At 52.9% G+C, this 18,325-nt stretch carries 17 protein-coding genes; 11 read left to right on the top strand and 6 right to left on the bottom strand.

Annotated elements, in window-relative coordinates; translation table 11 throughout:
- Positions 1–19: 19 nt before the first annotated feature.
- From E1N14_RS03230 to E1N14_RS03255, 6 genes are all read right to left on the bottom strand, one after another.
- Positions 20–658: an NAD(P)H-binding protein gene (locus E1N14_RS03230; RefSeq protein ID WP_037437334.1), complete on the bottom strand. Its 639-nt coding sequence runs from the start codon at positions 656–658 to the stop codon at positions 20–22.
- Positions 659–716: 58 nt separating this feature from the next.
- The gene (locus tag E1N14_RS03235) at positions 717–1,808 is read right to left on the bottom strand and encodes an alpha/beta hydrolase (RefSeq protein WP_025011317.1); all 1,092 of its coding nucleotides are present in this window, start codon (positions 1,806–1,808) and stop codon (positions 717–719) included.
- Between the two features lie 7 nt (positions 1,809–1,815).
- Entirely contained in the window at positions 1,816–2,475 is a 660-nt protein-coding gene (locus E1N14_RS03240; RefSeq protein WP_025011316.1) for a carboxymuconolactone decarboxylase family protein, read from the bottom strand.
- Between the two features lie 101 nt (positions 2,476–2,576).
- The gene (locus E1N14_RS03245; RefSeq protein ID WP_025011315.1) at positions 2,577–3,080 is read right to left on the bottom strand and encodes a (R)-mandelonitrile lyase; all 504 of its coding nucleotides are present in this window, start codon (positions 3,078–3,080) and stop codon (positions 2,577–2,579) included.
- 4 nt (positions 3,081–3,084) lie between these two features.
- Complete coding sequence (locus E1N14_RS03250; RefSeq protein ID WP_062793749.1) at positions 3,085–3,480, bottom strand: cyclophilin-like fold protein; 396 nt, start codon at positions 3,478–3,480, stop codon at positions 3,085–3,087.
- Positions 3,481–3,620: 140 nt separating this feature from the next.
- On the bottom strand, positions 3,621–4,841 hold the full coding sequence (locus E1N14_RS03255; protein WP_062793743.1) for an MFS transporter: 1,221 nt from the start codon (positions 4,839–4,841) through the stop codon (positions 3,621–3,623).
- 232 nt (positions 4,842–5,073) lie between these two features.
- Here E1N14_RS03255 and E1N14_RS03260 point away from each other — a divergent pair, with 232 nt between their 5' ends.
- From E1N14_RS03260 to E1N14_RS03310, 11 genes are all read left to right on the top strand, one after another.
- Positions 5,074–5,973 carry a LysR family transcriptional regulator gene (locus tag E1N14_RS03260; RefSeq protein WP_025011314.1) on the top strand — a complete coding sequence of 300 codons (900 nt, stop codon included), beginning with the start codon at positions 5,074–5,076 and terminating at the stop codon, positions 5,971–5,973.
- Between the two features lie 242 nt (positions 5,974–6,215).
- A complete protein-coding gene (locus E1N14_RS03265; protein ID WP_025011313.1) occupies positions 6,216–6,788 on the top strand; it encodes an anthranilate synthase component II in 573 nt (190 codons plus the stop codon).
- A 178-nt stretch (positions 6,789–6,966) separates the two neighbouring features.
- Positions 6,967–9,447: a S9 family peptidase gene (locus E1N14_RS03270; protein ID WP_062793744.1), complete on the top strand. Its 2,481-nt coding sequence runs from the start codon at positions 6,967–6,969 to the stop codon at positions 9,445–9,447.
- Positions 9,448–9,585: 138 nt separating this feature from the next.
- Positions 9,586–10,728, top strand: coding sequence for an HDOD domain-containing protein (locus E1N14_RS03275; protein ID WP_025011312.1), 1,143 nt, complete (start codon positions 9,586–9,588; stop codon positions 10,726–10,728).
- A 37-nt stretch (positions 10,729–10,765) separates the two neighbouring features.
- Positions 10,766–11,671: an alpha/beta hydrolase gene (locus E1N14_RS03280; RefSeq protein WP_028779705.1), complete on the top strand. Its 906-nt coding sequence runs from the start codon at positions 10,766–10,768 to the stop codon at positions 11,669–11,671.
- Positions 11,672–11,976: 305 nt separating this feature from the next.
- The gene (locus E1N14_RS03285; RefSeq protein ID WP_028779706.1) at positions 11,977–13,194 is read left to right on the top strand and encodes an aspartate aminotransferase family protein; all 1,218 of its coding nucleotides are present in this window, start codon (positions 11,977–11,979) and stop codon (positions 13,192–13,194) included.
- A 101-nt stretch (positions 13,195–13,295) separates the two neighbouring features.
- The gene (gene astA / locus E1N14_RS03290; protein ID WP_025011311.1) at positions 13,296–14,315 is read left to right on the top strand and encodes an arginine N-succinyltransferase; all 1,020 of its coding nucleotides are present in this window, start codon (positions 13,296–13,298) and stop codon (positions 14,313–14,315) included.
- 10 nt (positions 14,316–14,325) lie between these two features.
- Complete coding sequence (astD, locus tag E1N14_RS03295) at positions 14,326–15,786, top strand: succinylglutamate-semialdehyde dehydrogenase (protein ID WP_025011310.1); 1,461 nt, start codon at positions 14,326–14,328, stop codon at positions 15,784–15,786.
- 83 nt (positions 15,787–15,869) lie between these two features.
- Entirely contained in the window at positions 15,870–16,670 is an 801-nt protein-coding gene (locus E1N14_RS03300) for a DUF1338 domain-containing protein (protein WP_025011309.1), read from the top strand.
- Between the two features lie 330 nt (positions 16,671–17,000).
- The gene (locus tag E1N14_RS03305; RefSeq protein WP_025011308.1) at positions 17,001–17,393 is read left to right on the top strand and encodes a hypothetical protein; all 393 of its coding nucleotides are present in this window, start codon (positions 17,001–17,003) and stop codon (positions 17,391–17,393) included.
- Between the two features lie 52 nt (positions 17,394–17,445).
- Positions 17,446–18,309 carry a hypothetical protein gene (locus E1N14_RS03310; protein WP_025011307.1) on the top strand — a complete coding sequence of 288 codons (864 nt, stop codon included), beginning with the start codon at positions 17,446–17,448 and terminating at the stop codon, positions 18,307–18,309.
- Positions 18,310–18,325 lie beyond the last annotated feature (16 nt).

Raw genomic sequence — 18,325 nt, forward strand, 5'->3', positions numbered from 1 at the left:
GCGGAACGGCCAATGTCTTTCAGCGGTAAGCGGCAGGCATCTCGCCCTCTGTGCCACTTTGGCTTATTCCCAGATTACAGCGGCTATAGAGGCTAGGATTCTTGGCCAAAATGGCAATAAATCTACCCAAGCTGGCGCGGGAAGTTTCGGTCCCCAGAAAGCACTCGCCTTTTTGAGTAAGTTGAAACTCTTCTATCGGTTTATCGGTTAACCAGACGGGGCGCAGTATGGTGTAGTCGAGTGATGAAGCTTCGATAACATTGGCACTTCTGAGGTTAACAGGCCGGGTGAAACCCACCATACTCTTGTCCCAGCTATTGAAGGGTTCAGGAAGTTCTTCATAGATACCGCCGGCATTGAGTGCAACGAGGCGCTGCACCTGAGCATTTTCCATGGCGTGCACCAGATTTCGGGTCTTGCGGTCCAAATCCATTCCACCCATGGTGTTTATCACCAGATCGATTCCGGGCAATGCCGAGACCAGGTCATCGACTTTGTTGGCATCCCCCTCAACCAGCCGAACTCTGTCATTGTAAAGGTGATGCAGTCGTTCAGATCTTCGAAGAAAAAGCGTCAGTTGCACTTCCTTTATCTCCAACAAACGCGGCAAGATGGCTTGCGCCGAACGGCCATTGGCACCGATTAACAAAATGTGCATCAACAAACTCCATTAAAGATGAAAGCTGGACAGAGGAGAGCCTCTGTCCGCTTGAAAGTTATAAATACTCACCGAAGAATGCGTTCAACTTATCGAAGGGGATCCGCTCCAATTGGTCATAGAGGTCAACATGGTTGGCGTCTTCGATAATCAGCAGTTCCTTGGGAGAGGCGGCTTCAGCGAAAGCTGTTTCACTGAAATAGCGGGAATGCGCCTTCTCACCGTGGATCAATAAAATAGGCCTGGGAGAGATTTCGGCGATATGAGTCAGCAGAGGTTGATTCATAAATGACATAGGGTTGGTGATGGTCCAGGACGCATTGGAGTTGATGGCCCTTGGGTGAAAACCACGCGAGGTCTTGTAGTAATCGGCGTATTCCTGCACAAACCGGGGTTCACCTCCCTTAAGTTCCAGAGAGATTGGGCCATAGCCGGGTGAGCCATTTTCGGCATCCAACCAGCGCTGTTGGCTCAACTGGCCCAGAATTTCTTTGCGCTGCTCATGAGTCATGCTGTCGTTGTAGCCCTTGGACATGACCCGGGACATGTCATACATGGTGCTGGTTACCACGGCCTTGATGCGTTGATCCACTGCGGCAGCGTTCAGTGCCATGCCACCCCAGCCACATATGCCGATAATGCCAATTCGTTGGCGATCCACCTGGCTTTGCAAGCCGAGAAAATCCACGGCGGCACTGAAATCTTCGGTATTGATATCCGGGGATGCGACGTTCCTGGGTTCTCCACCACTTTCACCTGTATAGGAGGGGTCAAACGCCAATGTGGCAAAGCCGTATTCGGCCATCTTTTGGGCGTATAGGCCTGATGATTGTTCTTTCACCGCGCCGAAGGGGCCACTTATTGCGATTGCGGCCAGCTTGCCCTGCCTTGCTTTTGGCAGGTAGAAGTCGGCGGCCAGGGTGATGCCGTAGCGATTTTTAAAGGTGACTTTTTGATGTTCGACCTTGTCACTCTTGCTGAAGGTCTTGTCCCAACTGTCACTGAGCTTCAATTCAGACTCGGCCAATGCCGGAGTGGGGATGGTGGTTGCAATGGTCATGGCGATACCGGCTCCTGTCATTTTCAATAGTTCACGACGCCCATTATCGAGCGTCTCAGAGGGGGATTTTGCTGTGTCTAGGTTGTTCATGCTGGTGTTACTCTTGGTTGTAGGGCTGGTGCTCCAGGTGCTGGTTCAGCGCGGTTTGCGCGCGCTCGGCGCTGGCTTGATTCACCAGTTGCTTCAAGCCGGTGATCACAGATGTGAGTTGCTCAGGTGTTAGTCCCAGATTCATGGCAATGGCTATGTGGGCCTGAAGTTGGGGTTCAGTGCCAGGCAAAACCGCCAACATGGCCAGCGTTGCGATTTCCCTGTCATGCCAGCTCAGGTTATCGCGGCTGAAAATATCACCGAATAAATGGGTCTTGAGAAACTCATCAATGGCCGGTGCAAAGTCAAACAGAGGGCCTTGGACAACGCCTCCAGCCAGTTGTGTCTGGTTGGCTGTACCCGTTGAGAGTAACGCATCACCTTTGGGGAGCGGATGACTGGGCAACTTGCCAATTTCATCTGTCACGCCGCGAGCCTTGCGTGTCTCTACTACTGACATAAGAGTTCCCAGCGCATTGAGGCTACGGGGAAAGCCGGCGTAGGCATAAACCTGTACCAGTATTTCCTTGGTATCGTTGATGGTGAGTCCGGCATCCAGTCCCTGTTCCAGGGCGGTATCCAGCTTGGCCAAGTTACCTTCGGCGGCAAAAGCCGCAATAGGTACTATCGCTTGCTGTCTTGAGGTTAAAGGCTCTGGTTCTGTCATAGTGGGTGTCCTCGATTGGAGCGTATGGGGTGTTTGTCCGGCAGTCTGAAATATTGGGATGCAAAGACACAGTATCAGCGGCCAATAACTAATCCCGGGTTTCATGGGTGCTTCCCTGTCTTGTCTGCTTGATCCTGTCCCAGATACTGTTCATCGCTGACCTTTTCCAGCCAACTGACATTACGGCCTTCATTGTCTTGACCCGTGACCACAAGATGTGTCATCGCAGTCTTGGGAGCTGCGCCATGCCAGTGCTTTATGCCTGCAGGGCACCAGATCACATCGCCTGGCTTTATCTGTTGTCGAGGTTTGCCCCATTCCTGTGTGTAGCCTACGCCCTGAGTCACAATAATTTGTTGGCCTTTGGGATGGATATGCCAGGCTGTGCGGGTACCAGGCTCAAAGGTGACATAGGCTGCAGATGCATTGATTTCATCGGTCGCAGGAAACAGTGGGTCGATACGTGCTGCACCAGTGAAAAATTGCTCTGGCCCGGCAATTGAAGGCCGGGAACCTGATTCTGAGATACTTTGCTTTGGCTGAGCAGCCACATTTGGCAGCGAAATGAGCAATAATGTGCAAGTGAATATGAAGTTGAGTTTCATTGCTTTACTCCTTGTTAGAGTGAGACTTGAGCTGTTTACTTTCGATAAGCCCCGCTTTTTCTATGCGGATTTTCTGCCTGCCTGAAAATTTCATCAGCTCTTTGCCAGTGTCTATCCGCCCTAGCGGGATCAAGCCTTGGGCGTAGCCGTGATCACGATAGAAAATGGCCAGATTCCCCCAAGGGGCGTAATAGGTGAGGTCGCCAACCTTGGCCGAATGCCCGCTGGGGACATCCAAGGTGGAGAGCTTTTTGGGTAAGTCCGCTATTTTCTCACTGGCGCCATAGTCGCTCAGTTCAAGTTCAAGGGGTAACAAGGCAAGAAAATCCCGGCTGGCAGAGTTGTCTTCCAGGCTCGCGACCAGGGTTTTGCCGTCCAGTAACAGAGTTATGCTGTGCATGATTTTTGTCTCCTCAATCTGAGTGGATAACCGGTCTTGAGCCTGAGACATTTGTCCTCCAAGGAAAGGCAGGACAAACATAAATACCTTGGTTATCTTTAAACAGGCTGTATTGGTCAAAGGCTTTGTCCATGTCATCGTCAGACCCTATCCTTTTGGCTTTTCGGGGTTTCGTAGCCTTGTGTTACCCCGGCCAAAGCTGTGGATAGCAACAGCAGCAGGGCGCTGATACCAAAACAGAGTTGGTGGCCACCAATGTCGAATAACACACCTCCCAAGGTAGAACCCAAGGCGATAGAGAGCTGAATGACTGCGACCATCAGGCCACCGGCTGTTTCGGCCGATTGCGGAATAGTCCGTGGCACCCAGGCCCACCAACCCACAGGGGCGGCTGTGGCGATAAGTCCCCAGAGGAGTAACAACACAATCACCAGGATCAATTGAGTGCCAAAGAACGCCAAACCGAGTGCGCTGACAGCCATCAACAAGGGCATGATTTTCAGCGTCAGATAAAATTGTCGTTTCAGAGCCCCATTGATAAGGCTGGTGCCTATGAGCCCGGCCAGGCCTATGAGCAACAGGATCAGGGATAATGGCTTTACAGCCACTTGTGTGACGCTTTCCAGAAACGGGCGAACATAAGTGAATAGGGTAAACTGCCCCATAAACAAACTGGCAATCGCCAGCATACCGGCCAGTACTACTGGAGTGCGTAACAAGCCCAGTACCGCAAAAGTGCCGCGGATCCTCGCTGAACGCTCTCTAACCGGCATGGACGGCAGGCTAAGCCATTGCCAAATCAGGGTGATGACAGCTATTGGCAATAAACAGAGAAAGGCGCCACGCCAACTAAGCAGTGAGCCCAGATAAGCGCCGAGAGGGGCTGCCAAAATCATCGCCAAGGCGTTCCCGCCATTGAAGATGGCCAGCGCTTTGGGGACTTGTTCACTCGGTACCAAGCGCATGGCAATAGCCGCCGACATGGACCAGAATCCACCTATGACGACACCGATCAGTGCCCGGCCCAGCAAGTAACTGGCATAGCTATCGGACAGACCTATGATGAGGCCGGAAATCCCCATCAGCCCTGTCAGTCCCAGAAGCAGTGTTTTACGGTTTACCTTACCGGCCAGTACCGGGATAAGTAAGCTGGTCACCACGGCCAATATGCCGGAAATGGCTATCCCTTGGCCGGCCATTCCTTCGGTTATCTGCAGGGATGAGGCTATAGGAGTCAACAGGCTGACCGGCATAAATTCAGACGCAATTAGGACGAAGACACATAACGACATGGCAAAGACACCACTCCAGCAGGCGGTATCTTCAGTGGTTGGAAGCGGGTCTGTAACTGAATGGCTCATAGATTGAGAATTTCCCCTCAGGAGTAGCTGGCGCTGGTAGCCGCTGATGGATGAATCTATGACCAGCAGAATAGGTCTGGACGCCTGTGGTAACAAGCGCTCTAAATTCATTGAAACTATGAATTCAATTCATTAATGATGGATGTTTTTCGGTTATATTGGCCTGGTTTTCGAAGTATTCTTGTGAATATTTGATTGATTTGGTGAGCTGAAGGCCAAGCTGGGGAATAATATGAAGCGGGAAGAATTGAGTGATTTAACTCTATTTATGGCGGTCGCTGAAGAGCGCAGTTTTACTCGCGCGGCGACCCGACTCGAGCTGTCCCAATCCGCGGTCAGCCATGCAATAAGGCGCCTGGAAGAGGGGGTTGGTATCAAATTACTCAATCGTACTTCCCGTAAAGTGTCCACCACAGATGCAGGTGAAAAATTGTTGGCGGCCCTCAAGCCAGGGCTGGGGATGATCAATGCGAGAATTGAAGAGTTGCGACTATTGGGCGATGCCCCTAGAGGATTGGTGAGACTGGCTACCAGTAAACCTGCGCTGCGAACCCTGCTGTGGCCCAAGTTGTCACAGATAGTGCGTGACTACCCGGAAGTGCAGATTGAGCTGAATCTGGAAAGTCGCCTCACGGATTTGACTGAAGAACGTTTCGATGCCGGGGTAAGGCTGCGGGAGTTTGTCGGCCCGGACATGATTGCCGTGAAAATTGGCCCCGCTGTGCGATTGGCAGCCGTGGCCACCCCTGAATACTTCAAACGCCATGGCGTGCCAAAGCACCCCCATGACTTGGACGAGCATGCTTGCCTAGTATTGAGGTTTCATGCTCATGCACCCGTCTATGACTGGGAGTTTGAAAAAGAGGGCGAAGAGATAGTCAAACATGTATCCGGCCCCTTTATTTTCAGTGAGAGTGATGTGTGTATTGAAGCGGCCAAGGCCGGGCACGGCATTGCCTTTGTTACCGAAGCCGAAGTGACGGAAGAGATAGAGAATGGATCCCTTCGGCGGGTGTTGGCCGATTGGTGTCCGCCGTTTGAAGGATACTGCCTGTGTTATTCCGGGCGGCGTAATATCAGTTCGGCATTCAGGTTGGTTATCGACAGACTCAGGTATGAGGGTAAGGATTGAACTGGCCTCTAGGAGAACCGGCCCAAGGCATCTATTCGGGATACAATAAGTTTGTCGTTTGAATGAACCAATAGCTGACCGAATAAAGCTATCCTTGTTCATCCCCAGGTTGAACCTGCTCAGCGTTAAACGTAACATAGCGTGCGCAAAAAGATGGCGCCTGAAAAAGATGGAATACCTACAGCGGTATCTTGTTTGCGGCACTGTAAGCCCTATCTCTTAAATCAATCGGTTCCCGTTATATGCTGCTGATGATCGACAACTATGATTCCTTTACCTTCAATCTGGTGCAGTATTTTCAGCAGTTGGGGCAGCAGCCTGTTATCAAGCGCAACGATGAGATTGGGCTCGATGAGATCCGCGAGCTGGCGCCGGATTATCTGGTGATCTCTCCCGGGCCCTGTAGCCCGGATCAGGCGGGGATCTCGCTGGCCGCCATCGAATATTTTGCCGGTAAGTTGCCTATCTTGGGTGTCTGTCTTGGGCACCAGTCGCTGGCTCAGGTATTCGGTGCCAAGGTGGTTCGGGCCAAGCGGGTGATGCATGGCAAGACATCGGCAATCAGTCACAATGGTCGCGGGCTGTTTCAAGGTCTGGCCAACCCCTTGACCGTGACCCGCTATCACTCGCTGTTGATTGACAGCATGCCTGAAGGCTTCAGTCTGGATGCCTGGTATGATGACCCGGTACACGGGCGGGAAATCATGGCCATCAGCCATGCACAAAAACGCCTCTACGGTGTGCAGTTTCATCCTGAATCCATTCTGACCCAGCAGGGGCTTGAACTGCTCAATAATTTCCTGCGTCTGGCTTAAGGAGCAGTGAGTCAGTCCCGGATTCGTACCAAGGCTCCATCCTTAACAAGCCTTTACAAGTTTTCAGCTTTTGCAGAACAACATCCTCTGGCAAATATGGTATAACAGGCCGCAATCGCTTGTTTTCTGTCATATGTCGCTTCCCGGCGGCCAAGATAACTATAAAAAAGGAAGGATGATGAAAAGCCTGATGCGTCATGCCGGTCTGAGTGTTTTGACTCTGGCCGTTCTCAGCGGCTGTGCCGCCACCGAGCCGCAACTCACCCCCCAAGAGATCACCAACCCCAGCCAAACAGTACCCTTGGCAGCGCCTCCTGTGGCCGACAAGCCGTTAACTCTGAATCAAATTATGGCGGATCCCGATTGGATGGGACTCGCCCCCAAAGGTGCCTACTGGAGCGATGACAGCCACGCTGTGCTGTTCGCCCGCCAGCAGAGTGCATCTGTGCTGCGTAGTTACTATCGTCAGGGAGTGACAGACAAACAGGCGCAGGAGCTGGCGTTGTCTGATCTGCATACCGTCTCACAACGAGACGGTGTTTTGAGCCCGGATAAGCGCCGCAAGGCTTATATCTATCAAGGCAACCTGTTTGTGAAGGCGCTCGATAGCGGTGAGATCACTCAGTTGACCCGGCAAAATACCAAGGTTGAAGGGCTGCGTTTTTTAGCGAATGGCGATCTTGCCTATTGGCAGGCGGGGCAGATATTCAGATTGCATGCAGACTCAGGCCTTGTGGAGCAGCTCGCGGATATCAAGATGACCAAAGAGCTGGCACAGACCAAAGAGCCGGAAACTTATCTCGCCAAGGAGCAACACAAGCTGATCCGCTATGTGGCCAAACAGCAGGAAAACGCCAAGGCTCGGGAGACGTATCAGCAGCAGTTACGGAATGAAGACCCGACCCTGTCGGCCAAGCCTTGGTATCTGGGTGAGAGTGAGCAGCTGGTGGAACTGAGCCTGTCGCCGGATGGACGCTATGTGCTGCTGGCGTTGCAGGACAAGAGTTACAACTGGCGTGGCGAGCATGACATCATGCCCAACTATCTTGGTAAAGATGGCTATGTCGATCCTGTGCCCGTGCGAGCCAGAGTGGCTGAAGACAAGGCGCCAGGGCAGCGCTTGGTACTGCTGGACTTGCAGCAGCAGAGTAAGAAAGAGATAACCATCGAAGGTTTGCTCGGCTACAACCAGGATGTGTTGGCCGGCGTCAAGGCAGAAAACGCCAAGGCGAAGGGGGAACGCTACGAAAGTGAAAAAGCCCCGCGCAAGATCCAACTGATGCAGGATTGGGGCTGGAGTCAGAGCGCCATTCAATGGCAAGACTCAGGCAAGCGCTTGGCCGTAATGCTGGAAGCTGTGGACAACAAAGACCGGTGGCTGGCCAGTGTCGATCTGGCCAAGGGCAAGCTGGTCACTGAGCACAGGCTGCATGACGATGCTTGGGTCAACTATGACTACAATCAGTATGGTTGGTTACCCGGCAGCGACACCCTTTACTACCTGTCGGAAGAGAGTGGTTATTCGCAGTTGTATCTCAAGCCGCTCGGTGGCAAGGCGCGGGCTTTGACCTCGGGCAAGTTCGTGGTCAGTGACATCACTCTGAGCCCGGATAATCGTTATATCTACTACAAGGCCAACAAAGAACACCCCGGCAAGTACAATGTTTATCGGGTTGAGATAAGTAGCGGCAAGGATGAACAACTGACCCAGTGGAATGGAGTGCTCGACTACAGCCTGAGCCCGGATGGCCGTTCGCTGCTGTTGACCGCCTCCAGCCTGACCCAGCCGGATGAGCTCTATATTCAAGCCATAGGCGGTGAGCTGACCCAACTGACCCATTACACCAGCGACAGCTTCAAGAGCTATCCTTGGCAGGCGCCTGAGGTGGTTGCCGTGCCTTCCAGCCATGGCGCAGGTGAAGTCTATGCCAGGGTGTATCTGCCGGCAGGTTTCGACAAGGATCGCGCCGAATCATATCCGGCGGTGATCTTCAATCATGGTGCCGGTTATCTGCAGAATGCCCATTATGGTTTTTCCGGTTATTTCCGTGAGTTCATGTTCCATAACCTGCTGGCACAGCAGGGATATGTGGTGATGGACATGGATTATCGCGGCTCCAAAGGCTATGGCCGCGACTGGCGCACCGCCATCTACCGTAATATGGGGCATCCGGAAGTGGAAGACTTGGCCGATGGCGTCAAGTGGATGAGTCAGCATGCCAATGTTGATGCCAAGCGGGTAGGCACCTATGGTGGTTCTTACGGTGGCTTTTTGACCTTTATGGCACTGTTTACCCAACCCGAGTTGTTCCAGGCCGGTGCCGCGTTGCGGCCTGTGACCGACTGGGCTCACTATAATGCGCCTTATACCTCGAACATACTCAACACCCCGGATGTGGACCACATCGCCTATGAACGCAGCTCGCCCATCTATCATGCCGAGGGCTTGCAAAAGCCGCTGCTTATCATGAGCGGGGTAATGGACGACAACGTGTTCTTCCAGGACAGTGTCCGCCTGGTGCAGCGACTGATAGAGCTGGAAAAGCCGATGTTTGAGACGGCTATCTACCCGGTTGAACCCCATGGCTTCAGACAGCCATCGAGCTGGCTGGACGAGTATCGCCGCATCTATAAGTTGTTTGAACAAGAGCTGAAATAGTCACTTTGCAGGCCTCATTCGAGGCCTGTTTCTTTTTGGTATCAAGATTTTGCCGGTGTGACCGCTATATATATAACCCTAAAGGGACTAACATAAAAACACAGGGCCCGGGTGCGGGCGTGGCAGGAAGGCAACATTTTGGGCTTGTCGGTAGCGGGTGGGGTCAAACCCGGCAGTGTAATAGAGATAGAGCAGCGTCTGTATCAGCAGTTGATACTGGGCAAGCAACGCATTGACAGCGGTGACGATGAGCTTGAACCTGAGCTGGAGGCGGTGGCCTTCAAGCTTGAGGTTGAACGCGAGGCGACTCTGGAGCGGCTCGCCAGGCAGCAACAGGCCAAGGCGCTTTATCAAAGAGTGTCGGCTCAGTTGACCGATACCCTGGCGGCTGAGCTCGGCAACCGTCTGGCTTCCATCGAAGAGGTGACACGCTTATCAGGCATCACAGATAAACAGATCTTGCTGCTGGAGTTATTGCAGCACCCAAGGCTTGATCTGGCACGCCTTCGTCCGGTCGTTGCCGAGCAGAGTTGGCTGGTGAGAGACTTGAGTTCTCTGGTGAACAGCCCATCCTTCAGGGCCCGCAGGCCGCAGAATCTGGATGTGCAACTGACAGATCTCAAGCTGGTGCTCAGCTATATAGGCGTTGAGCACTTGCGGGTATTGATCCCTTACTACACCTGTCGTCATTGGCTGCCCACAGGCCACGCCAGCTTGCTTTGGACTGTGCGCAAGCTATGGCGTTTCTCTCAGGTGCAGGGCATTGCCGCCAGAACCCTGGCCAAGTTGCATGACTTGGATGCACCAATGCTGTATGCGGTTTCCTTGATGCAGCAACTGGGGATCTCAGTGCTGCTCTCCATGAGCGCCAAGCTGTTTGAGCAGTTGCGCGGCTCATGGCTCAGGGAGGCGAGCAGCGACAGGGATAAGGCGCTCTATGATGCCATAGCCCTGTGTGATTTCCCCGCCGCCTTGGTCTATTCCCTGGTCAAGCAGCATGCGCTATCACTCAATTGGCAACTGCCAACCCAGCTTGGGTTTGCGGATGCGGCCATGGTAACTCTGCTCAAGGAGCGGGACACGGCCCTTGGCTTCAGTCAGTTGTCACCCAATGCGGCAGTGCTGGCCAAAGCCGATTGTTTTGCCAAGTGTTTTTTACTGGAAGAGATGCGGCAACTGGAATTCAGGGACAGGCGGATCATGATGGCGTATCATGAGCTCACGGAACAGGAACTCATTCGTCTCAAAGGCCAGAATTACCGCAAACCCGAGCTGCTTTAAGCCGTTGCGGAGCCTGTAGGCCTTCCATGGAGGAGCTATGCCCAGTTGGCAAGCCTCGGTATTGAACCGGTTGTTAACTTACGTGGCGCGGCCATCGGTCAGTCGCGGCAGTGCCAAAGTGCCTCTGTGCGGCATTCGCCGGCGCTTACTGGAGATGGATCGCCGCTGGTTGGGCTGGCCGCAGGAACTCAAGGTCGAGCACTGGCCGCTGAGCCACTCGCCACTCATCCATTACCAGCTGCCGCAGCCAAGAGAAGTCAGCCTCTTCTATATTCGCGGCGGCGGCTTCTGTTTCAAGACTCCCCATGCCCATGCCCGTTTCCTGGCCGATATTATGCGGCGCAGTCTGGCGGACTGCTATGTGCCCGATTATCGTCTGGCGCCGGAGCACCCGTTTCCGGCAGCCTGTGATGATGTGCTGGAAGCTTATCGGATGACACTTGAGCATTGTGACCCAGACAAACTGGTGCTGATGGGCGACTCTGCCGGAGGCAATCTGGCCTTGAGCCTGTTGTTGCAGCTGAAACAGCTCGAGTTACCGTTGCCGAGAGCCTGCGTGTTGCTCTCTCCGGCGCTGGATCTCGGCATCACAGGTGATACCGAGCGCATTCTGGCGGCCGATGATCCCTTGTTCACCATTGAATCACTGCTCAGACTCAGAGGGGCGTATCTCGCCGGTAGTAACCCCATGTCTGAGCGGGTTTCGCCGCTTTATGGTTGCTTTAAGGACTTGCCGCCCATCTTGCTGCTGGCCGGTACCCGTGAGCTGCTGCTACAGGATGCCGAGCGCCTGCAACAGGCGGTATTGCGCGACGGAGGCCGGATAGAAGCTGGCTTCTACCTCAATATGCCTCATGTCTTTCCACTATTTGAACTCTTGCCCGAGGCCATGGAAGCCAGGGGCCAAATCGCTGCTTTTATACGCAATAATCTACTGTTATGATTGTCGTTAACTATTCAAAATAGGTGAATAGTTAACGGATTCGGTGTCAGTTGAGATTTTTTGTGACTATTTATGCCGTTAAACGGCAGATATTTGCCTGCTTAATTCTCAAACTCAGATCTTTATGCACTTATAGGCCAAGGCATTGCTCCTGCATATTGATCAAACTGGTATTTTGATCACAATTTCGCTAATAATGACACCTAAGCAACACAAGTAAGTGCAGTTTTACTCACAAAAAATAAAGATTAACTGCTTAAAACGGTGGCCGACAGAGCCGCCGACAACACAAAGGATGAGAAGGAATGAGTGTAAACATGAATTTGACACGTGCCCAGTTTGATGAAGTCATGGTGCCTAATTATGCACCGTCACCCGTTATCCCGGTTCGTGGCGATGGCAGTCGTGTTTGGGATCAGGAAGGCAAAGAGTATGTCGACTTTGCCGGTGGTATTGCAGTTAACTGTTTGGGCCACTGTCATCCAGCCGCCGTTGAGGCGCTTAAGGCGCAGGGCGAAAAACTCTGGCACTTGTCCAATGTGATGACCAATGAGCCGGCACTGGCATTGGCGACCAAACTGGTTAACGCCACTTTTGCCGACAAGGTCTATTTCGCCAACTCAGGTGCCGAAGCCAATGAAGCGGCCCTGAAACTGGCCCGCCGCTATGCTCTGGATAATTTCGGCGCCGAAAAAGATCAGATTATCGCCTTCGACAAGGCCTTCCACGGCAGAACCTTCTTTACCGTCAGTGTCGGTGGCCAGGCCGCCTACTCAGATGGTTTTGGCCCCAAGCCGCAGGGGATCACACACCTGCCATTCAACGATGTTGCCGCATTGGAAGCCGCGGTGTCGGACAAGACCTGTGCCATCATGCTGGAGCCGCTGCAGGGTGAGGGCGGTATCATAAACGCCACTCCAGAGTTTCTGGCCAAGGTGCGTGAACTGGCCGACAAGCACAATGCGTTGGTGGTGTTCGATGAAGTGCAAACCGGCGTTGGTCGTACCGGCGAGCTGTATGCCTACATGGGGACAGATATAGTGCCGGACATTCTCACCACTGCCAAGGCTCTGGGCGGCGGTTTCCCCATCGCGGCCATGCTGACCACTGACAAGATTGCCGCTCATCTTAAAGTGGGCACTCATGGTTCCACCTATGGTGGTAACCCTCTGGCCTGCGCCGTCAGCAACGCGGTATTTGATGTAGTCAATACCCCCGAAGTGCTGCAGGGCGTTAAGCGTCGTGAGCAACTGCTGCGTGATGGCCTGGAAAAAATCAATGCCAAGTACCAGGTGTTTTCCGAGGTACGCGGCAAGGGACTGTTGCTCGGCGCCGTGTTGAATGAACAGTATCAGGGACGCAGCCGTGAGTTTCTGTTGGCCTCGGTCGACAATGGCCTGATGACACTGATGGCCGGTGCCAATGTGGTTCGTTTTACTCCTTCTTTGATCATCCCTGAAAGTGATATTGCCGAGGGTCTGGCACGCTTTGAAAAAGCGGTCGCCAAGGTGGTTGCCGCCTGATCCCCGTGGGCCCAGGCCCACTTAGCGCAATAGACTCACAGCTGCTGTTCTGACGGGCCGGCCCGACGGAGCAGCAACTGTGGATGAGTGGAGATTTAACCATGTTAATCATACGGCCTATCCGAGCCTCAGATTTCCCGGCGCTGCGCTGTATCGCCGAAGAATCGGGCCATGGATTCACCTCGCTGCCGGTCAATGATGAGCTGCTGACCCGCAAGATTGCCCGTTCGGAAGCTTCTTTCGCCAAGGCGGTGGAAACGCCTTTTGATGAAGGCTACCTCATGGTGTTGGAAGACACAGAGACCCAGGAGGTCGTGGGCACCTGTGGTCTGGAAGCCGCGGTGGGAATGGAAGATGCCTTCTACCATTACCGTTTGGGCACAGAGGTTTATCATTCGTCGCAGATAGAAGTGCGTAACGAGGTTGAAACCCTCAGCCTGTGTCATGACTACACTGGTGCCGCCGAGCTCTGCACCCTGTTTCTGAGAGACTCCTACCGCAAGGGCAACAATGGCCGCATGCTGTCACGCAGCCGCTTTCTGTTTTTGGCCCAGCATGCCAATCGGTTCGGTGAAACTGTTATTGCCGAGATGCGCGGGGTCAGCGATGAAAACGGTAATTCCCCTTTCTACGGCTGGCTGCAGCAAAACTTCCTCGGCATAGACTTTATTCAAGCCGATTACCTCTCAGGTCTGGGGCAGAAGGCCTTTATGGCCGAGATGATGCCCCGCAGCCCTGTCTATGTCTGCCTGTTGCCCGAAGCGGCGCAGAAGGTTATCGGTGAAGTGCACACCAATACACGCCCGGCCCTGAGCCTGTTACAGGCGGAAGGTTTCCGCTGGCGCAACTATGTGGATATTTTTGATGGTGGCCCCACGGTTGAATGCAATCTGGCGGACATTCGCTCCGTGCGCGAGAGTCGCCTGCTGACGGTGCGTATCGGCGATATGCCTCAATCAAAGGACAGCTTTATTCTCTCCAACACCCATTTGGCAGACTACCGTGCCGGTTCGGCCAAGTTGGCGCTGACAGACGACAGTGAAGAAGTGATCCTGTCGAGCGAGTTGGCCGCCGCACTCTTGGTGGCAGACGGGCAATCGGTCAGGGTATTGGCAATATAGGAACAGCATAATGACACAATTTATCAAGGGCCAATGGCTCGCTGGCGAAGGCCAGGCAATGAGTTCAAGCAACCCGGCCAACGGCGAAACCCTGTGGCAGGGTAATGCCGCTACCCCGGCTCAAGTTGAAGCTGCCGTTGCAGCCGCCAGAGAGGCGCAGTTTGACTGGTTTATGCTCGGCTTTGACGGCCGCTTGCAGGTGATAGAGGCCTATCGCGATCAGCTGGAAGCCCATAAGGCGGAAATCGCCGACACCATAGCGCAGGAAACCGGCAAGCCACTGTGGGAAACGGCCACCGAGGCGGGTGCCATGATAGGCAAAATCGGTCTGTCGGTCGCGGCTTATCACAAGCGTACCGGCGAAACTGAAAATGAACTGCCTGCCGGGCGGGCCGTGCTGAGACACAAGCCCCACGGCGTAGTAGCGGTCTTCGGGCCTTATAACTTCCCTGGGCATCTGCCCAACGGCCATATAGTACCGGCTCTGCTGGCGGGCAATACCGTGGTATTCAAGCCATCGGAGCTGACGCCAAAAGTGGCAGAGCTGATGCTCAAGCTGTGGGAGAAAGCCGGCCTGCCCGCCGGGGTTATCAATCTGGTGCAGGGCGAAGTGGAAACCGGCAAAGCGCTGGCTTCACATCCTCAGCTTGATGGTCTGTTCTTTACCGGCAGCTCCCGCACCGGCCACTTGCTGCATCAGCAGTACGCCGGTCATCCGGGCAAGATCCTTGCCCTGGAAATGGGCGGTAACAATCCGCTCATCGTCAAAGGGATCAGTGATATCAAGGCGGCCGTGCACGAAATAATTCAATCTGCCTATATCTCCAGTGGCCAGCGCTGTACCTGTGCCCGCCGACTCTACATAGAGAAAGGTGAGCAGGGCGATGCTTTGATTGCCGCACTGGTTGCGGCGGTCAAAGCGATAGCTGTCGGCCCTTGGAATGCCGAACCTCAGCCCTTTATGGGCTCGATGATCTCTGAAGCAGCAGCCAAGGGAATGGTCGCGGCGCAGCGTAATCTGCAGAATCTCGGCGGGGTCTCGCTGGTGGAACTAACCCATATTGAGAGCGGTACCGGCCTGGTGTCTCCAGGGTTGATTGATGTTACCGAGGTGATTGAACTACCTGATGAAGAGTATTTCGGACCCTTGTTGCAACTGGTGCGTTACAGCAGCTTTGACCGGGCGATTTCGCTGGCCAATGATACCCGCTATGGCCTTTCTGCCGGATTGCTGGCCGATAGCCGTGAAGACTATGACTATTTCCTGGCACGGATTCGTGCCGGCATAGTGAACTGGAACAAGCAGATCACCGGAGCCTCAGGTGCGGCGCCATTCGGCGGTGTCGGGGCATCGGGTAACCACAGAGCCAGCGCCTTCTATGCGGCCGACTATTGTGCTTATCCCGTGGCTTCCATGGAGGCCGATGGTCTGAGTTTGCCACAGGCATTGAGTCCGGGACTTAGCCTCTGACAGTGAAGGGAAGCGCAGTGGCGCTTCCCTTTTTTGAACATACCATTTGCCTTTGGGCAAACTGCATTACACAGGGAATAACCATGCATACAGATATCAATGCGCTGTTCAATGCCATGTGGCAGGACTATATCAAGATGACGCCATCGGCGGCCAAAGTGCACCAGCTGTTGGGGCAAGGCAAGGCGATTATTAACGACCATATCGCCTTGCGTACATTCAATCTGCCCAAGGTGGGCTTGGATGTGCTGGCAGCCCATTTCGAAGCGCTGGGCTATGTGGCTTGCGGCGATTATCGCTTTGAGCAGAAAAAGCTGGTGGCAAAGCACTTTGAGCATCCGGACCCGACTCAGCCCAAGGTCTTTATTTCTGAGCTGCTAGTGGAAGAGTTCAGCCCAGAGTTGCAACAGCGGGTTGCCGACTTGGTTGAGCAGATCCCAACCCAGGCTTTGACCGCAGATAACTTTACTTATTCAGGCAGACACTGGCAGCTTGACTATGACACCTACCAAGCCCTGCTCGCCGAGAGTGAGTATGCTGCCTGGGTTGCCGCCTTTGGTTATCGTGCCAACCACTTTACCGTGTCTGTGAACCACCTGGCCGAATTCAGCACCCTGGCCGCCGTGAATACTGCGCTCAAGGAGGCTGGTTTTACCCTCAACAGTGTTGGCGGTGAGATCAAAGGTTCAGCTGAAGTCTTGTTGGAACAGTCTTCCACCATGGCCGACAGAATCCCTGTCGCCTTTGATGACAAGACGGTAGAGATCCCCAGTTGTTTCTATGAATTTGCCCTGCGTTATCCCAAAGCCGATGGTGAACTCTATACCGGCTTTGTTGCGGCTTCGGCAGATAAGATTTTTGAGAGTACCAACGTCAAGTCGTAACAGTGCTTAATTAGTTACAGAATGGCCTCCTTAATTAAGGAGGCTTTTTTGTAAGTAAACAAAACATCATGCTTAATATAGTGAAGCATTAATGTTTTTATGATGTTTTAATTATGTTTTATATTGGTGTTGATTTGCCAAGGTTAATTTATTTTTATGATGTTTTTTATGATATATACCCAGTTTTTAATCTATTTAGACTAGTCATTAAGTGTTGGTGTTGATCACTGTGTTTTTCATGATTATGCTGTTTACATAAGTAACAATATGTATTGAATGCATTCGAGCTAATATCGAGACGCTATTCCGTTTGGGGCGGCGGAAAATCACATGAATAAGAGAAATAAGTCGAATAGTAAATTGCAGAGCTTGGTCAAGTTGGCCATGCCTTTGCTGTTGTTTTTGGCTTTTTCTAATGCAGCGATATCTAATGAGTTTGAAGAAGTTAATACGCTGATATCTATTGCCAAACAGAACGCGTCACCGGTAAATCAGTTGGCAATCTATTCTTTCTCCTTGCCTTGTATTATGGCCGTTAAACTGGCGGATAACGCCGTCTTGGCCGAAGTGTTTAAAGCCATTACAGTCAGTTGGTTTATTTTGTTCTTATGCGGGCCCCGTATTCCCAACCTGGGTGTCCCGCAACTTTCCTTTGGTTGGATGCCCTATTGGGTGCAACTACTCCTTGAATGGGTAAAACCTATTCGTGGCAGTACCTCTTAGACTGGAATTACCTCCAGATTAATTCGTTTTAAATAAATTAAGGCTTTTAAATATGAGATCCGGTAAATATCACCGCGATCTGGCCTTGTCACGCATAATAAAAAGTAAAAAAGCAAAGACGAGCTTCCCTTTGCTGGGCTTACTATTGCTTGCGGGACAAGCTCAGGCGGTTAATGAGTTTGAACTCAAACAGGAAGAATTCGGCGAATGGACTGCCTATTTCAATGCATCTTATACCCGCAATGTCTACAGTGAGTCGGCCTTCGATGCGTATCGGGCTTATAGTCTGGATGCCAGGGTCGATTACAACAGTGATTGGGGCAGTGTGCTGCTGACCTTTGGCGGTGAAAAAGAGACGCTGCACGGTAAGGAGTCGAGCTTTTTTGATCCCTTGCTCGAGTATCGAACGCCACTCTATTCCCTGACCGATACCCTGTCGCTCAAGGGCAGTGTCGGTGTCTATCTGCCGGCGGCGCATTACACCAAGCTGGATAGACTGGAGTATGCCCCCAGAGTGGCGGCCTATCTCTTCTATCGCCCTGAGGGCAACTTCAGCTTCTACCTGTCTCCCAGATACAGGTACAACGCCTACAAGTACAAGACCGCCGGTGAGCGGGTGCTGATTGAACATCAGGTCGATCTGGTGGCCGATGCCTATTGGCAGTTTGCCAGTAATTGGTACCTGGATATCAGCGGCCGCTATCGGATGTCGAAGAATTACCGTGGTCGTCGTATGGATGACCAATTCACCTTTGCCCAGGAACTGGGATGGATGCCTGCCGAGAGTTGGACACTGGCCATTGGCCATAACAACAGCGGCCGTTTCTACCACCCGGAACTGGGGCCTTCCGAAGGCTTTGAGCTGTATGACAAGCGCAGCTCCACCTTCTATTTCTCAGTAACAAAATACCTATAAACTCAATTTATTCAGA

It is taken from the genome of Shewanella algae, assembly GCF_009183365.2.
Lineage (GTDB): Bacteria > Pseudomonadota > Gammaproteobacteria > Enterobacterales > Shewanellaceae > Shewanella > Shewanella algae.

Bases quoted from the DNA above. Each gene is read 5' to 3' on its own strand.
- E1N14_RS03230 (WP_037437334.1), bottom strand. From the start codon at position 658: ATGCACATTTTGTTAATCGGTGCCAATGGCCGTTCGGCGCAAGCCATC.
- E1N14_RS03235 (WP_025011317.1), bottom strand. From the start codon at position 1,808: ATGAACAACCTAGACACAGCAAAATCCCCCTCTGAGACGCTCGATAAT.
- E1N14_RS03240 (WP_025011316.1), bottom strand. From the start codon at position 2,475: ATGACAGAACCAGAGCCTTTAACCTCAAGACAGCAAGCGATAGTACCT.
- E1N14_RS03245 (WP_025011315.1), bottom strand. From the start codon at position 3,080: ATGAAACTCAACTTCATATTCACTTGCACATTATTGCTCATTTCGCTG.
- E1N14_RS03250 (WP_062793749.1), bottom strand. From the start codon at position 3,480: ATGCACAGCATAACTCTGTTACTGGACGGCAAAACCCTGGTCGCGAGC.
- E1N14_RS03255 (WP_062793743.1), bottom strand. From the start codon at position 4,841: ATGAGCCATTCAGTTACAGACCCGCTTCCAACCACTGAAGATACCGCC.
- E1N14_RS03260 (WP_025011314.1), top strand. From the start codon at position 5,074: ATGAAGCGGGAAGAATTGAGTGATTTAACTCTATTTATGGCGGTCGCT.
- E1N14_RS03265 (WP_025011313.1), top strand. From the start codon at position 6,216: ATGCTGCTGATGATCGACAACTATGATTCCTTTACCTTCAATCTGGTG.
- E1N14_RS03270 (WP_062793744.1), top strand. From the start codon at position 6,967: ATGAAAAGCCTGATGCGTCATGCCGGTCTGAGTGTTTTGACTCTGGCC.
- E1N14_RS03280 (WP_028779705.1), top strand. From the start codon at position 10,766: ATGCCCAGTTGGCAAGCCTCGGTATTGAACCGGTTGTTAACTTACGTG.
- E1N14_RS03285 (WP_028779706.1), top strand. From the start codon at position 11,977: ATGAGTGTAAACATGAATTTGACACGTGCCCAGTTTGATGAAGTCATG.
- astA (WP_025011311.1), top strand. From the start codon at position 13,296: ATGTTAATCATACGGCCTATCCGAGCCTCAGATTTCCCGGCGCTGCGC.
- astD (WP_025011310.1), top strand. From the start codon at position 14,326: ATGACACAATTTATCAAGGGCCAATGGCTCGCTGGCGAAGGCCAGGCA.
- E1N14_RS03300 (WP_025011309.1), top strand. From the start codon at position 15,870: ATGCATACAGATATCAATGCGCTGTTCAATGCCATGTGGCAGGACTAT.
- E1N14_RS03305 (WP_025011308.1), top strand. From the start codon at position 17,001: ATGAATAAGAGAAATAAGTCGAATAGTAAATTGCAGAGCTTGGTCAAG.
- E1N14_RS03310 (WP_025011307.1), top strand. From the start codon at position 17,446: ATGAGATCCGGTAAATATCACCGCGATCTGGCCTTGTCACGCATAATA.